This window comes from Methyloversatilis sp. NSM2, assembly GCF_038066675.1.
In the GTDB taxonomy this organism is placed as follows: domain Bacteria; phylum Pseudomonadota; class Gammaproteobacteria; order Burkholderiales; family Rhodocyclaceae; genus Methyloversatilis; species Methyloversatilis discipulorum_A.
The window spans coordinates 300,370-315,355 of record NZ_JBBUKV010000004.1 but is presented as its reverse complement, the minus strand read 5'-3'; the positions used below and the strand labels follow the sequence as shown (position 1 = coordinate 315,355).

At 63.5% G+C, this 14,986-nt stretch carries 15 protein-coding genes; 5 read left to right on the top strand and 10 right to left on the bottom strand.

Going from position 1 to position 14,986, the window contains the following annotated elements; all coding sequences use genetic code 11:
* Window positions 1-5: 5 nt before the first annotated feature.
* From WJU27_RS09140 to WJU27_RS09130, 3 genes are read right to left on the bottom strand one after another with little or no spacing between them, the layout of a single operon-like run.
* Window positions 6-695 carry a histidinol-phosphatase gene (locus tag WJU27_RS09140; RefSeq protein WP_020164059.1) on the bottom strand — a complete coding sequence of 230 codons (690 nt, stop codon included), beginning with the start codon at window positions 693-695 and terminating at the stop codon, window positions 6-8.
* Between the two features lie 13 nt (window positions 696-708).
* Window positions 709-1,401 carry a DnaA regulatory inactivator Hda gene (gene hda, locus WJU27_RS09135; RefSeq protein WP_341421914.1) on the bottom strand — a complete coding sequence of 231 codons (693 nt, stop codon included), beginning with the start codon at window positions 1,399-1,401 and terminating at the stop codon, window positions 709-711.
* Complete coding sequence (locus WJU27_RS09130) at window positions 1,398-2,483, bottom strand: AI-2E family transporter (RefSeq protein ID WP_341421913.1); 1,086 nt, start codon at window positions 2,481-2,483, stop codon at window positions 1,398-1,400. Before WJU27_RS09130 ends, hda begins: the two co-directional genes overlap by 4 nt.
* 143 nt (window positions 2,484-2,626) lie before the next feature.
* Here WJU27_RS09130 and purM point away from each other — a divergent pair, with 143 nt between their 5' ends.
* A complete protein-coding gene (gene purM / locus WJU27_RS09125) occupies window positions 2,627-3,682 on the top strand; it encodes a phosphoribosylformylglycinamidine cyclo-ligase (protein WP_029143609.1) in 1,056 nt (351 codons plus the stop codon).
* 125 nt (window positions 3,683-3,807) lie between these two features.
* On the opposite strand, the gene rpmG is transcribed toward purM, so the two are convergent.
* From rpmG to radC, 3 genes are all read right to left on the bottom strand, one after another.
* Window positions 3,808-3,975, bottom strand: coding sequence for a 50S ribosomal protein L33 (gene rpmG, locus WJU27_RS09120; RefSeq protein ID WP_019918910.1), 168 nt, complete (start codon window positions 3,973-3,975; stop codon window positions 3,808-3,810).
* A 65-nt stretch (window positions 3,976-4,040) separates the two neighbouring features.
* Window positions 4,041-4,277, bottom strand: a complete 237-nt coding sequence (rpmB, locus tag WJU27_RS09115) for a 50S ribosomal protein L28 (RefSeq protein ID WP_024300540.1) — start codon at window positions 4,275-4,277, stop codon at window positions 4,041-4,043.
* A 66-nt stretch (window positions 4,278-4,343) separates the two neighbouring features.
* Window positions 4,344-5,021: a RadC family protein gene (gene radC / locus WJU27_RS09110; protein WP_020164063.1), complete on the bottom strand. Its 678-nt coding sequence runs from the start codon at window positions 5,019-5,021 to the stop codon at window positions 4,344-4,346.
* A gap of 45 nt (window positions 5,022-5,066) precedes the next feature.
* Between radC and coaBC the strand changes: the two genes are divergently transcribed.
* From coaBC to WJU27_RS09095, 3 genes are all read left to right on the top strand, one after another.
* A complete protein-coding gene (gene coaBC, locus WJU27_RS09105) occupies window positions 5,067-6,269 on the top strand; it encodes a bifunctional phosphopantothenoylcysteine decarboxylase/phosphopantothenate--cysteine ligase CoaBC (protein ID WP_341421912.1) in 1,203 nt (400 codons plus the stop codon).
* Between the two features lie 2 nt (window positions 6,270-6,271).
* Complete coding sequence (gene dut / locus WJU27_RS09100) at window positions 6,272-6,721, top strand: dUTP diphosphatase (protein WP_296810214.1); 450 nt, start codon at window positions 6,272-6,274, stop codon at window positions 6,719-6,721.
* A gap of 181 nt (window positions 6,722-6,902) precedes the next feature.
* Window positions 6,903-7,283 carry a c-type cytochrome gene (locus tag WJU27_RS09095; protein WP_020164066.1) on the top strand — a complete coding sequence of 127 codons (381 nt, stop codon included), beginning with the start codon at window positions 6,903-6,905 and terminating at the stop codon, window positions 7,281-7,283.
* Between the two features lie 170 nt (window positions 7,284-7,453).
* On the opposite strand, the gene aceB is transcribed toward WJU27_RS09095, so the two are convergent.
* Window positions 7,454-9,076 (bottom strand): malate synthase A, encoded by a 1,623-nt coding sequence (gene aceB, locus WJU27_RS09090; protein WP_051091674.1) that lies wholly within the window; start codon window positions 9,074-9,076, stop codon window positions 7,454-7,456.
* Between the two features lie 297 nt (window positions 9,077-9,373).
* Between aceB and WJU27_RS09085 the strand changes: the two genes are divergently transcribed.
* On the top strand, window positions 9,374-10,321 hold the full coding sequence (locus WJU27_RS09085; protein ID WP_020164068.1) for a LysR family transcriptional regulator: 948 nt from the start codon (window positions 9,374-9,376) through the stop codon (window positions 10,319-10,321).
* A gap of 84 nt (window positions 10,322-10,405) precedes the next feature.
* Here WJU27_RS09085 and aceA read toward each other — a convergent pair whose 3' ends face one another.
* The 3 genes from aceA to clpA all read right to left on the bottom strand — a co-directional run bounded on the left by aceA (window position 10,406) and on the right by clpA (window position 14,986).
* A complete protein-coding gene (gene aceA / locus WJU27_RS09080) occupies window positions 10,406-11,704 on the bottom strand; it encodes an isocitrate lyase (protein ID WP_019918902.1) in 1,299 nt (432 codons plus the stop codon).
* A 446-nt stretch (window positions 11,705-12,150) separates the two neighbouring features.
* Window positions 12,151-12,630 carry a ribonuclease E activity regulator RraA gene (gene rraA, locus WJU27_RS09075; RefSeq protein ID WP_341421911.1) on the bottom strand — a complete coding sequence of 160 codons (480 nt, stop codon included), beginning with the start codon at window positions 12,628-12,630 and terminating at the stop codon, window positions 12,151-12,153.
* Window positions 12,631-12,715: 85 nt separating this feature from the next.
* Window positions 12,716-14,986, bottom strand: coding sequence for an ATP-dependent Clp protease ATP-binding subunit ClpA (gene clpA / locus WJU27_RS09070; protein WP_019918900.1), 2,271 nt, complete (start codon window positions 14,984-14,986; stop codon window positions 12,716-12,718).

The window sequence follows — 14,986 nt, the reverse complement described above, 5'->3', positions numbered from 1 at the left end:
TGCGCTCAGACCTCGTCCGGCACGGCGGTGCCGGTGTGCAGATGCATGATCTGCCAGCCGTGCGCACGCGCGTGCGCGTCCAGCGTCGGGTCCGGATCGACCGCCACCGGATTGGTCACCCGGGTGAGCAGCGGCAGATCGTTCAGCGAGTCGCTGTAGAAGGTGGTGCGGCGGAAGCTGCCGAAATACAGCCCCAGTTCTTCCAGCCAGCGTTCGACGCGTTCGATCTTTCCTTCGCGGAAGGCCGGCGTGCCGCGCGGCTTGCCGGTAAATTCGCCGTCCTGCTGCGCGGGGATGGTGGCGACCAGATGCGGCACGTCGAGCTCGCGCGCGATCGGACCCGTGATGAAGCTGTTGGTAGCGGTGACGATGGCGCACAGGGCACCGCTTTCCAGGTGACCGTTCACCAGGCCGCGCGCACCGTCGGTGAGGCGCGGGCGGATCTGCTGCACCATGAACTCGGCATGCCAGGCGTCCAGCTCGGCACGCTTGTGGCGCGACAGCGGCGCCAGCTGGAAGTCGAGGAATTCGTGGATGTCCAGCGTGCCGGCCTTGTACTGCGCGTAGAAGGTCGCGTTGCGCGCCTCGTACAGCTCGCGGTCGAGCACGCCCTTGGAGATCAGGAATTGCGCCCACTCGAAGTCCGAGTCACCGGCGAGCAGGGTGTTGTCGAGGTCGAAAAGTACCAGTTCCATGGCGGTATCCGTATCAGATCAGTCTGGTCTGCATGACCTCGCGCAGCAGCGGCAGTGTCACCGGGCGCTGGCGGGTCAGCGAATGTTCGTCGAGCAGGTCGAGTATGCCGAGCAGCGAGCGGATGTCGCGCCGGCCGTGCCGCAGCAGGTAATCGAATACCTCCTGTTCGACCTTCATGCCGCGCGCGGCCGCGTGTGCCTGCAGTAGTTCGATGCGCTCGTCGTCGTGCAGCGGCTGGATGCAGAAGGGCAGCATCTGGCCGATGCGGGTGCGCAGATCCTCGCGCAGCGGCAGCATGCGCGGCGCGCTGTTGCCGGCGGCGACCACAGTGATGCCGCGCGCCTGGGCCAGATTGATCGCGCGGAACAGCGCGCCCTGCGCCTCGGGCTCCAGCAGATGGATGTCGTCGAACAGCCACAGTTTCGCGTGCGTCGCCTCGAGCGCGCCGATCAGCGTATCCGGCAGCGTGAAGTTGATCTGGTCGACTTCGAGGTAAAGCCCGCGCGCCTTCGATTCGGCGGCCAGCGCGCGCAGCAGGTGGGTGCGACCGCTGCCGCTGTCGCCCCACAGATAGACCGCTGCACCCGGCTCGTCGCCGGTCATGCCGCGCAGATGGGCAAGCAGGTCGCGATTGGCGCCGGCCACGAAATTGCTGAGGCTGGGAGCGGCGATCGGACGGATGTCGAGCAGGAGCTGACGCATCATTCGATGATCTTGGGCGCGTCGCCCTGGTAGAAATGGCTGGCCAGATAGTGCCGCCTGACTTCACGCAGTCCCACCAGCAGGGCAGCCGATGCGGGCAGCGCGATCAGCACGCCGACGAAGCCGAACAGCTGGCCGAAAGCCATCAGCGCGAAAATGACCGCCAGCGGGTGCAAGCCGATGCGTTCACCCACCAGCCAGGGCGTGAGCAGGAAGCTCTCCAGCAACTGGCCCAAGCTGTAGACGATGGCCACGCCGATCACCGGCGGCCAGCCCTGGAACTGCAGGGTGGCCACCAGCAGCGACAGCAGCAGGCCGGTCGAGAAGCCGACATAGGGGATGAAGCCGAGCAGGCCGGACAGCAGGCCCAGCGGCAATGCGTAATCGACGCCGGCGATCCACAGCCCGACGCTGTAGAACAGCGCCAGCGCCGCCATCACCGACAGCTGCCCACGCAGGAATTCGGCCAGCACCGCGTCGATCTCGTCGACCAGCGACAGCGTGCGGTTCAGCCACGGGCGCGGCACCAGCTTGGCAACGCGATGGCGCAGTTCGCGCCAGTCACGCATCAGGTAGAACATGACGACCGGCGTCAGCAGCACGTTGGCCACGACGCCGACGATGACCGCGCCCTGGCTGCTGACGTATTCCAGCGCCACCATTAGATAGTCCTGCGCGCTGCTCCAGTTCTTCGTGATGAAACGCTTCAGGCTATCCACGTCGAGTTGCAGCGTGACGCCGAAATGCTGCTGCAGCCAGGGCACCAGCTGGTCGTGTGCCGCCGTCAGATAGGCGGGCAGGCGCGCGATCAGCGTGCGCACCTCCTGCTGGATCACCGGCACCAGGATGAGGATGAGTCCGACCACCAGACTGATCACGAACAGGATGACCAGCACCACCGCAAGCGTACGCGGCACGCGCCGCCTGCACAGTCGTTCGACCAGCGGCTCGAAGATGTAGGCCAGCACCAGGCCCAGCATGAAGGGCGACAGCGTCGGTCCGAGCAGCCACAACAGGCCGACGATGGCCGCGCCAACGCCTGCCCAGAGCAGGGTTTGTTTGCGGTTGATGCCGGGAGGGGTCATGGCGGGGTGCGGGCCGGGGTAGAATGCGCACCCTTGGGGCGGAATGCGCGAATGCGGTGCAAAAACGCCCCGCAGTTTAGCAAGATTCCGCTGCACTCCCGTTCATTCATCCTGTTTTCCCGGCGCCCGGCGCCTCATACGTCATGACTTCATCCAAGGATTCCCGCGCTCCCCTCAGTTACGCCGCTGCCGGTGTGGATATCGACGCCGGCGATGCGCTGGTCGAGCGCATCAAGCCGCTGGCCAAGCGCACGATGCGCCCGGAGGTGATCGGCGGCATCGGCGGTTTCGGCGCGCTGTTCGAGGTGTCGAAGAACTACCGCGAACCGGTGCTGGTGTCCGGCACTGATGGTGTGGGCACCAAGCTGAAGCTCGCCTTCCAGCTCGACGGTCACGACACGGTGGGCCAGGATCTGGTGGCGATGAGCGTCAATGACATTCTGGTACAGGGCGCTGAACCGGTGTTCTTCCTCGACTATTTTGCCTGCGGCAAGCTCGACGTCGATACCGCGGCACGGGTGGTCGGCGGCATTGCCCGTGGCTGTGAACTGGCGGGCTGTGCGCTGATCGGCGGTGAAACCGCCGAGATGCCCGGCATGTACCCAGCCGGTGAGTACGACCTCGCCGGCTTTGCGGTCGGCATTGCCGAGAAGAGCCAGCTCATCAGCGGCGAAACCATCGCCGAAGGTGACGTCGTGCTCGGCCTGGCCTCCAGTGGCGCGCATTCGAACGGCTACTCGCTGCTGCGCAAGATCCTCGAACGCGACGCGCCGGACCTGAATGCCGATTTCCATGGCCGCACGCTGCGCGAAACCGTGCTCGAACCGACCCGCATCTACGTGAAGCCGCTGCTGGCGCTGATGAAGGAAGCACCCGGGCTGGTGAAGGGCATGGCCCACATCACCGGCGGCGGTCTGCTCGACAACGTGCCGCGCGTGCTGCCGGCCGGCCTGTCGGCGCACATCGACGCGTCCTCGTGGACACTGCCGCCGCTGTTCGCCTGGCTGCGCGAGGCTGGAAACGTGGCCGCGCAGGAAATGTACCGCGTGTTCAATTGCGGCATCGGCATGGTGGTGATCGTGTCGGCGGCCGATGCCGACCGCGCGACGCAGTCGCTGACCGCGGCTGGCGAGACCGTCTATCGCATCGGCCGCATCGAGCGCTGCGGCGAGGGCGAGGCGCAGACGGTTGTCCGCTGATCCAGAAGTGCGGAGCGCCGTACGGCGCTCCATGCGCTGCCTGCCTTCCAAGCGGGCAATAAAAAACCCGCCATTGGCGGGTTTTTTATTGCGGCCCGGGCATTACGCCAGGCGGCTAGGAAGCCTCACTTGAGCTTGGTTTCCTTGTACATCACGTGCTTGCGAGCCTTGGGATCGAACTTCATGATCTCCATCTTTTCAGGCTTGGTGCGCTTGTTCTTCGTGGTCGTGTAGAAATGACCGGTGCCGGCAGTGGATTCCAGCTTGATCTTGTCGCGTCCGCCCTTGGCCATGACGTCTTTCCTTCCTGTCTATGCCGGCTGAGCCGGATTGCATTGTTCCGGCGTGGCCGGAAATCTCAGATCTTTTCGCCGCGTGCGCGAATTTCGGCGAGCACGGTTTCGATGCCCTTCTTGTCGATCGTGCGCAGACCCTTGGTGCTGACGCGCAGGCTGACAAAACGGCCTTCGGACTCCAGCCAGAAACGGCGTTGCTGGAGATTGGGCAGGAAGCGGCGCTTGGTCTTGTTGTTAGCGTGGGAAACGTTGTTACCCACCATCGGCGACTTCCCGGTAACTTGGCAAACGCGGGACATGTTTCGAGCTCCAGAATCGGAAAAGCTCGCGATTATAGAGTACGGATCCGGTTTTGTTCAAGTTCTTCAAAGAATTCCGCGCTCGGCAAACGAGCAGGTCGCGCCGCTGCCGACGATGACATGGTCGAGTACGCGTACATCGATCAGTGCCAGCGACTGCTTCAGCGACTGTGTCAGGAGGTCGTCCGCGCGGGACGGCTCCGCCACGCCGGACGGGTGATTGTGGGCGAGGATGACGGCCGCCGCATTGTGCGCCAGTGCCAGTTTCACCACTTCGCGCGGATAGACGCTGGTCTGCGTCAGCGTGCCGCGGAACAGTTCGACCGCCTGCAGCAGCCGGTTCTGCGCATCGAGCAGCAGCACCATGAATACCTCGTGCGCCAGTCCGCTCAGTCGCAGCTTGAGCCAGTCGCGCACCGCTTGCGGTGAGCTCAGTGCGTCGCGCTCCTTCAACTGTTCGCCCAGGGCACGCCGTGCCAGTTCGAATGTGGCCTTCAACTGTACTGCCTTTGCCGTTCCCATCCCCTTGACCCGGCACAGATCGGCGATGCTGGCGCTGCCCATGCTGGTCACGCTGTCGTCGAAATGCGCCAGCAGGTCGCGCGCAAGATCGACCGCCGATTTCCCGCTGACGCCGACGCGCAGGAAGATGGCCAGCAGTTCGGCCGACGACAGCGCCTCGGCGCCTTGCAGCAGCAGTCGCTCGCGCGGCCGCTGGTCCGCGCTCCAGTCCTTGATCGCCATCGCGTTACAATCCGTCGTCGACTCGGCGCAGGATACTACATTGTCATGAATTCCAAGGCGGAGCTGTCCGGGCGCACCATCGTGCTGGCTGTCACCGGTGGCGTGGCGGCCTACAAGTCGGCGGAACTGGCGCGCTTGCTGATCAAGGAGGGCGCGCGCGTACGCGTCGTGATGACCGAGGCGGCCAGTCACTTCATCGGCGCGGCTACCTTTCAGGCCATCACCGGTGAGCCGGTGTGGTCTGACCTGTGGGATGCGCGCATGCCGAACGGCATGGCGCACATCGATCTCACGCGCGACGCGCAGTTGCTGCTGATCGCGCCCGCCACCGCCGATTGCATCGCGAAGCTCGTGCAAGGTCGTGCCGACGATCTGCTGAGCACGCTGTGCCTGGCGCGTGACGCAGGGTGTGCGCTCATGGTGGCGCCGGCGATGAACCGGCAGATGTGGGAACACCCGGCGACCGTCCGCAATATGAATACGCTGCGCGGCGATGGCGCCATTGTCGCCGGGCCGGCGGCGGGCGAGCAGGCCTGCGGCGAGGTCGGCCTTGGTCGCATGGTGGAGCCGGCCGAACTGCTGGAGGCAGTGCTTGCGCATTTCACGCCGAAGACGATGGCTGGCCGGCGCGTGCTGATCACGGCCGGACCGACCGCTGAAGCCATCGATCCGGTGCGCGTCGTCACCAATCTGAGCTCGGGGCGCATGGGCTACGCGCTGGCGTGCGCGGCGGCGAGGGCAGGCGCCGATGTGACGCTGATAAGCGGCCCGACCGGGCTGGCAAAGCCCTTCGGTGTCGAGCGCGTCGATGTGAACAGCGCGCTGTCGATGCACGATGCGGTGCTGTCACGCTACGCCGCCTGCGATGTATTCATTGCGGTCGCTGCGGTCGCAGACTACCGGCCAGCGGCGCCCAGCGACCGCAAGATAAAGAAGAGCGCCGACACGCTGTCGATCGACATGGTGCGCAATCCGGACATCCTCGCCGACATTGCGGCGCGCGCCGATGCGCCGTTCTGCGTCGGCTTCGCGGCCGAGAGCCATGACCTCGACACCTACGCACAAGGCAAGCGGGTGGCCAAGAAGCTGCCGCTGGTCGTCGGCAATCTGGTGGCCGACGGCCTGGGCAGTGAGGACAATGCGGTCGTGCTGTACGACGCCGACGGACGCCATCCGCTTGCGCGAGCGTCCAAGCCGGACATCGCGCGCGCCATCCTCGAACACATTTCCCGATTGCTGAAAGACTGAAGATGTCCACTCTCGACTACAAGATTCTCGACGAGCGGTTGCGCGAATTGCCGCCGTCCTATGCAACGCCCGGTTCAGCCGGTCTGGACCTGCGCGCCTGCATAGACACGACGACCGTGTTGCGTCCGGGCGAGACGCTGCTGGTGCCCAGTGGCATCGCAATCCACCTCGAAGATCCCGGACTGGCTGCGATGGTGCTGCCGCGCTCCGGCCTCGGTCACAAGCACGGCATCGTGCTCGGCAATCTGGTCGGGCTGATCGACTCCGACTACCAGGGGCAAATTTTTGTATCGCTGTGGAACCGTGGCGCGAGCGAATTTGTCCTCCAACCATTGGAGCGGATCGCTCAACTCGTCGTGGTGCCCGTCGTACAGGTGGCTTTGCGCGAAGTGCTTGATTTTGCTGCATCGCAACGAGGCGACGGCGGTTTCGGATCTACGGGCGGACGCTGACAAGTTCAGGGGCGACAACCCTTTTTTTAATGGAAGTGCCGCGGTAAGCTTACGAGTTCAGGAAAGCGCCAGCCATAAGCCGACACTTATTCCCGGTCCAACGCAGGTCATGTAATCCTTTTGACCGGAAGATCGTTTTTTTCCACTGCAACACCCACCAATCAATTGAGGAGAGCTGATTGTGATTCGCAAACATCTGGCAACCGTCGTGCTGGCCGCGCTGGCTTCGACCGCGATGGCGCAGGAAGCACCGTACAAGGTTGCCGAGGGCAACAAGGTGGACGCCAAGACCCTGCTGGGTTGGAAGACGTGGCGTTCGGCCGCCTGTGAGCGTTGCCATGGCGCGAACCAGGAAGGCATGGTTGGTCCTTCGCTGATCGAAGGTCTGAAGAAGTACACGAAGGAAGAGTTCGTCGGCATCGTCGTCGATGGCACTCACGCAGACCGCGGCATGCCCCCGCACCCCTTCCTGAAGGGTGAGAAGATCGACGGTCTGTACGCCTACCTGAAGGGTCGCTCGGACGGCAAGATCGCCCCGGGCAAGGTCACCCCGATGGAGTAATCCCGGTCCGGACGATCAACGATCGTCCTGTCCGATGAGAGCCCGCCGCAGAGCGGGCTTTTTTTCGTCCGTCGTGTCGGCCGCGACGGGCGAGGCGATGCGACGATGGTCCTCCACAACGAAAAACGGCGCCCTTTTGGGGCGCCGTCCGTGATGCTGCAGGGGTAGGCTTACTCCATGCGTTCGTAAGCCGGCAGCGTCAGAAAGTCTTCCAGTTCGGTGGCCACGCACATATCGCCAAACAGCTTGGCGGCACTGGCGTAGGTTTCGGTGTAGGCGTCGCCGAGCAGGGCGCGGATCTTGTCCAGTTCCTGCGTGATCAGGCTGCGCACCATGTCGGCGGTCACCTTGCGGCCGTCGTCGAGGATGCCCTTCGGACTGCGGATCCACGACCACACCTGGGCGCGGCTGATTTCGGCGGTCGCCGCATCTTCCATCAGGCCGTGGATGGGCACGCAACCGTTGCCGTCCATCCATGCACCCAGATACTGGATGCCGACATTGATGTTGGTGCGCAGACCGGTTTCGCTGATCGGGCCTTCCGGACGGAAGTCGAGCAGATCGGCGGCGCCGTAGTTCACGTCGAGCTGCTTCTCGATCTGGTTCGGCTTGTCGCCGAGCACCGACACGAACTCTTCCATCGCTGCCTGCACCAGACCCGGGTGAGCCACCCAGCCGCCGTCGTAACCGTCATTGGCGTCGCGGCGCTTGTCCGAACGGATGCCGGCCATCGCCTTTTCGTTGGCGTCCGGATCGTTCTTGTTCGGAATCAGCGCGCTCATGCCGCCGATCGCCGGGGCGCCGCGCTTGTGGCAGGTCTTGATCAGCGACAGCGCGTAGGCGCGCATGAAGGGCACGGTCATCGTGATCTTGCTGCGATCGGCCAGGCAGAAATCGCGATCGTTACGGAACACCTTGATGCACGAGAAGATGTAATCCCAGCGGCCTGCGTTCAGGCCGGCGCTGTGATCGCGCAGTTCGTACAGGATTTCTTCCATCTCGAACGCGGCGTGCAGCGTTTCCACCAGCACGGTGGCCTTGATCGTGCCGCGCGGGAGGCCGAGCATTTCCTGGGCGGCGACGAACACGTCGTTCCACAGGCGGGCTTCGCGGTGGCTCTGCAGCTTGGGCAGATAGAAGTAGGGGCCGGCGCCGCGGGCGAGCAGTTCCTTCGCGTTGTGATAGAAGTACAGCCAGAAGTCGAACAGGCCGCCCGACACGCGCTGACCGTCAATGGTCACGTGCTTCTCGTCGAGGTGCCAGCCACGCGGGCGCACCTGCAGCACGGCGACCTTGTCGTTCAGCTTGTAGGTCTTGCCCTTGTATTCGACGCTGATCGTGCCGCGCACGGCGTCACGCAGGTTGATCTGGCCTTGCACCTGGTTGTCCCAGGTCGGCGAATTCGAATCCTCGAAATCGCTCATATAGCTGTCGGCACCGGCGTTCAGCGCATTGATGATCATCTTGCGCTCGGTCGGGCCGGTGATTTCGATGCGGCGGCATTCCAATGCCTTAGGCAGCGGCGCGATCTTCCAGTCGCCTTCGCGCACGTGCAGCGTATCAGCCAGGAAATCGACCGGCTTGCCAGCGTCGATCTCGGCGGCGCGGGTCACGCGCGCGGCGAGCAGTTCGCGGCGACGCGGTTCGAACTGGCGGTGCAGCTGGGCGAGCAGCGACAGCGCTTCGAAGGTCAGGATGGTCTGGTATTCGGCGCTGACCGGAGCGGCGATGCTCACACCGGCGGGCAGATCCATGGCCCGGTTCAGCTTGTCTGCAGATTCAGCGATAGTCATGTGCGTGCGCTCCGATAACGGTTCGAGAGCCGGTATGACGTGAGCGTTCTTGCTCCGTGCTCCGGACAGGTTGGCCGTCCCTCACACCCGATCGGCGGCGGTGGTGCCGTCGTCGGGCGGGTGTGCCGCAGCGGGCGGGTTGCGCACGGTGCGGACGGGAGGACCGGGGTCTAACGTCCGATGCATCAGACCAGGTTGTGCCCGGCATGAATTGCTGCATCTGCACAAATACTAGACTTTCCTTATGCATCCGTTAAGCTTTCCTTAAGTACATTTATCTTTTACTTTTAGTACAAAATGGATCGCTTCAAGGAGATAGAGTCCTTCGTTTCGGTTGCGGCGCACGGCAGTCTTTCGGCGGTTGCGAAACTCGAAGGCGTACAGCCGGCCGTGATCGGTCGGCGCATGGATGCGCTGGAAGAGAGGCTGGGCGTCAAATTGATGCTGCGCACTACGCGCAAGCTGACGCTGACGCATGAGGGCAGTGCCTATCTGGAGGATTGCCAGCGCATTCTCAACGAGCTGGCGAGTGCGGATGCTGCAGTGACCGCTGGCGGCGCCAGGGCCACCGGCCTGCTGCGCGTTAGCGCGCCGGCCGGCTTTGGCCGGCGCCACGTGGCGCCGCTGGTGAAACGCTTCATGGCGCTGAATCCCGAGGTCAAGATTTCGCTCGATCTGACCGACCGCATGGTCGATCTGGTGAACGAGAACGTGGACTGTGCGGTGCGCATCGGCAGCCTGCCCGATTCCAGCATGATCAGTATCAAATTGGGCGAGACGCGACGCGTCGTCGTCGCGAGCCCGGACTACCTCGCCCGCTTCGGCAAACCCGGGCACCCGTATGACCTCCTCCAGCATCGTTGTCTCGGCCTCGGGCCGAACCGCTCGCAGGCGCGTGGCTGGAGTTTCATGGCGCACGGCGAGCCGATTACGCTGCGCATCACCCATCTGGTCGAATGCAACGACGGTGCCGTGTTGCGTGACTGGGCACTGAGCGGGCTCGGGCTGGCCTGGCGTTCGTACTGGGAAGTGCGCGAAGACCTGGCGAACGGAGCGCTGGTCGAGGTTCTCGGCGACTTTGCGGCGCCGCCCATGGGCATCTATGCGCTGTTTCCGCAGCGTCGTCATCTGCCCTTGCGGGTGCGGCTCTTCGTCGATCTGCTGAAGCTCACCTATGGCGACCTGGCTTACTGGGAATCCGGCGGTACATTCATTCCCGATCTGCCGCAGCCGATAGAGGACTAAGGAAGGGGAAACAAAAAAGCCGCCCGGCGAGAGCCGGGCGGCTTTTTCAATTCAGCAGACCCGCTGTTGCGGGTCCGGTCCATCTCAGTGGAACTGCTCTTCTTCGGTCGAACCGGTCAGCGCGGTCACCGACGAAGTGCCACCCTGGATGGTGGTGGTCACGTCGTCGAAGTAGCCGGTGCCAACTTCCTGCTGGTGCGACACGAAGGTGTAGCCGCGGTCGCGGGCCGCGAATTCCGGCTCCTGGACCTTTTCCACGTAGGCGGACATGCCGCGGGCCACGTAGTCCTGGGCCAGATCGAACATGTGGTACCACATGTTGTGGATGCCGGCGAGGGTGATGAACTGGTACTTGTAACCCATCGCGCCCAGCTCGCGCTGGAACTTGGCGATGGTCGCGTCGTCGAGGTTCTTCTTCCAGTTGAACGACGGCGAGCAGTTGTAGGCCAGCATCTTGCCCGGGAACTTGGCGTGGATCGCGTCGGCGAAAGCCTTGGCGAAAGCCAGGTCAGGCGTGCCGGTTTCGCACCAGATCAGGTCGGCGTACGGGGCATAGGCCAGACCGCGCGAGATGGCTTGTTCCAGACCCTTCTTGGTCTTGTAGAAGCCTTCTGCGGTGCGCTCGCCGGTGACGAAGGGCTTGTCGATCGGATCGCAATCGCTGGTCAGCAGGTCGGCGGCTTCCGCGTCGGTACGGGCCAGGATCAGGGTCGGGACGCCGTAGACGTCGGCGGCCAGACGGGCGGCGATCAGCTTCTGCACGGCTTCCTGGGTCGGCACGAGCACCTTGCCACCCATGTGACCGCACTTCTTCACGGAGGCCAGCTGGTCCTCGAAGTGCACGCCGGCGGCGCCAGCGCGGATCATTGCCTTCATCAGTTCGTGGGCGTTCAGCACGCCGCCGAAACCGGCTTCGGCGTCGGCCACGATCGGGGCGAAGTAGTCGATGTAACCCTTGTCGCCAGCGTAGACGCCCTTGGCGTGCTGGATTTCGTCAGCGCGCTTGAAGCTGTTGTTGATGCGGCTCACGACGGTCGGAACCGAGTCAACCGGGTACAGCGACTGGTCCGGGTACATCGCTTCGTACGAGTTGTTGTCGGCAGCGACTTGCCAGCCCGACAGGTAGATCGCCTTGACGCCGGCCTTCACCTGCTGCATGGCCTGACCACCGGTCAGCGCGCCCAGGCAGTTGATGAACGGCTCATTGTTGACCAGATCCCACAGCTTTTCCGCACCGCGGCGGGCCAGCGTGTACTCGACCGGGAAGGAACCGCGCAGGCGATAGACATCCTCGGCGGTGTAGCCGCGCTTGATGCCCTTCCAGCGGGGGTTCTCGTCCCAATCCTTCTGAATCTTGGCGATTTCCTGTTCTTTCGTGCTCATTGCATGTCCTCGAAGAAAAAAACAACCCGAACAGGCAGCCTGCGCCACCCGTAAGCCCTGACTTTGAAATGCTTCCTGAAACGGTGCTGACACCCATGCCGGACCGTGCGGTCCGGGCATCCTTCGGCCGATGAACCGATGCGGGCCGATCCACGAAACCCGCGTGGGCCTGTCGCAGCGGTTGGCAGCAAGCAGACCGGGCGCCCGGGAAGCCGACCGATGAATGGAACCGGACGGCTATCGTGACGGGCTCAAGTATAAAGAGGCTTTGGCAAAGCAACAAGAGGTCTTGTATAAGACATAAGAAGTCGTGTTTTCAAATAAAACAAAGACTTGTCCTGTTGGCTCTGTTGTGTGTGTGAAAAAGTGCAGAAAAATCTGCAGAAACTTGTGCGCTGCGAAAGGCGCCGTCGACCCCGGACCGCGAACGCCGGTCGCGCGCACGCTCAGATCAGCGACCGTGGGCAGACGATGACGCCGTCGGCATCGGCATAAAGGTACTGGCCGGGTACGAAGTCGATGCCGCCGAAGCTGACGGTGAGGTCGACCTGGCCTTCATTGCGTTTGACCGTCTTCAGCGGATGCGTACCGAGCGCGCAGACACCGATGTCCATCTCGCCGATCGCTGCCGAGTCGCGGATGCAGCCGTATACGACGATGCCGGCCCAGCCGTTCTTCACCGCCAGGGCGGCGATCTGGTCGCCGACCAGCGCGCGGCGCATCGAACCGCCGCCATCCACCACCAGCACGCGGCCGTTGCCCGGCGCTTCAAGTGCCTTGCGAACCAGACCGTTGTCCTCGAACAGCTTCAGCGTCGTGATCTGGCCACCGAAGGCAGCACGGCCGCCGTAGCTGCGGAACATCGGTGCACAGATGCGCAGTTCGCTTTCGAATTGGTCACACAGGTCTGCGGTGTGGATGTCCATGAGTCGTCCTTTCTGTTCGGGAGGCGTGGCAGACAAAAAAAGAGGCGGCCATTATGGCCGCCTCGGTTGCCGGTGTGGGCGCCTATCAGGCGGGCGTCGCGAGTTCTTCCTCGTCGAACACCAGTTTCACCTTCTTGTCGCCGTCGAGGTCGATGGTCACCTTGCCGCCGCTGGTCAGGCGACCGAACAGCAGTTCGTCCGCCAGCGCGGAGCGGATGGTGTCCTGGATCAGGCGCGCCATCGGACGCGCCCCCATCAGCGGATCGAAGCCCGCCTCGGCCAGCCAGCTGCGCAGTTCTTCCGAGAACTGCACGTCGACCTTCTTCTCCTGCAGCTGACCCTCGAGCTGCATCAGGAACTTGTCGACCACGCGCAGGATGATTTCGCGGTCCAGCGGCTTGAACGAAATGATGGCGTCCAGGCGGTTGCGGAACTCCGGCGTGAACAGGCGCTTGATGTCGGCCATCTCGTCGCCCGGCTGACGCTCGGTCGTGAAACCGATGACCGACTTCTGCAGCGTCTCCTGGCCGGCGTTGGTCGTCATGATGATGACCACGTTACGGAAATCGGCCTGACGACCGTTGTTGTCGGTCAGCGTGCCGTGGTCCATGACCTGCAGCAGGATGTTGAAGATGTCCGGGTGTGCCTTCTCGATTTCGTCCAGCAGCAGCACGGAGTGCGGCTTCTTGGTCACTGCTTCGGTCAGCAGACCGCCCTGATCGAAGCCGACATAACCCGGAGGTGCGCCGATCAGGCGACTGACCGCGTGACGCTCCATGTACTCGGACATGTCGAAGCGGATCAGTTCGATGCCCATGCAGTAGGCAAGCTGACGAGCGACTTCGGTCTTGCCGACGCCGGTCGGGCCGCTGAACAGGAAGGAGCCGATCGGCTTGTTCGGATTGCCGAGACCGGAGCGTGACATCTTGATCGCGGTGGCCAGTGCATCGATCGCGTTGTCCTGACCGAACACCATGTTCTTCAGGTCGCGGTCGAGGTTGCGCAGTGCCGAGCGGTCGTCGTTCGACACATGCTGCGACGGCACGCGCGCGATCTTGGCAACGATTTCCTCGATCTCGGTCTTGCCGATCACCTTCTTCTGCTTCGACTTCGGCAGTACGCGCTGCGCCGCACCGGCTTCATCGATCACGTCGATCGCCTTGTCCGGCAAGTGACGGTCATTGATGTAGCGCGCCGACAGTTCCGCGGCCGACGAAAGCGCCGTCGACGAGTACTTCACGCCGTGATGCTGTTCGAAGCGCGACTTGAGGCCCTTCAGAATGGACACGGTCTCCTCGACGCTGGGCTCGGTCACGTCGATCTTCTGGAAGCGGCGTGACAGCGCATGGTCCTTCTCGAAGACGCCGCGATATTCGGTGTAGGTGGTCGCGCCGATGCACTTCAGCTGGCCCGACGACAGCGCCGGCTTCAGCAGGTTGGACGCGTCGAGCGTTCCGCCCGAGGCGGCGCCCGCACCGATCAGCGTGTGGATCTCGTCAATGAACAGGATCGCGTTCGGGTTGTCGAGCAACTGCTTCAGCACCGACTTCAGACGCTGTTCGAAATCGCCGCGGTACTTGGTGCCGGCGAGCAGGGCGCCCATGTCCAGCGCGTAGATGGTCGCGTCGGCCAGGATGTCCGGCACGCGGCCTTCGATGATGCGGCGTGCGAGCCCTTCGGCAATGGCGGTCTTGCCGACGCCGGCTTCGCCGACCAGCAGCGGATTGTTCTTGCGCCGACGGCACAGTGTCTGGATCACGCGCTCGAGTTCATGGTCGCGACCGATCAGCGGATCGATCTTGCCCATCAGCGCCTGTGCGTTCAGGTTCTGCGTGAAGCTGTCGAGTGCGCCGCCCGCCTGGCCGCCTTCCTGTTCCTGCTCGCCCTGTTCCGACTCGGGCTTCGCCGCAGCGGCCGGCTGGGCCGCCTTGGTGATGCCGTGCGAAATGAAGTTCACGATGTCGAGGCGGGTCACACCCTGACGTTGCAGGAAATACACGGCGTGCGAATCCTTCTCGCCGAAGATGGCGACCAGCACGTTGGCACCGGTCACTTCCTTCTTGCCCGAGGACTGCACGTGCAGGATGGCGCGCTGGATCACGCGCTGGAAGCCGAGTGTCGGCTGGGTGTCGATCTCTTCGCTGCCATCGACCACCGGCGTGTGCTCGTTAATGAAGGCCGACAGTTCCTTGCGCAGCTCATCGATGTTCACTGCGCAGGCACGGAGCACTTCCGCTGCCGAAGGATTGTCGAGCAGGGCGAGCAGCAGGTGCTCGACCGTGATGAATTCATGGCGCTTCTGTCTCGCTTCGACAAAGGCCATGTGAAGGCTGACTTCCAACTCCTGCGCGATCAT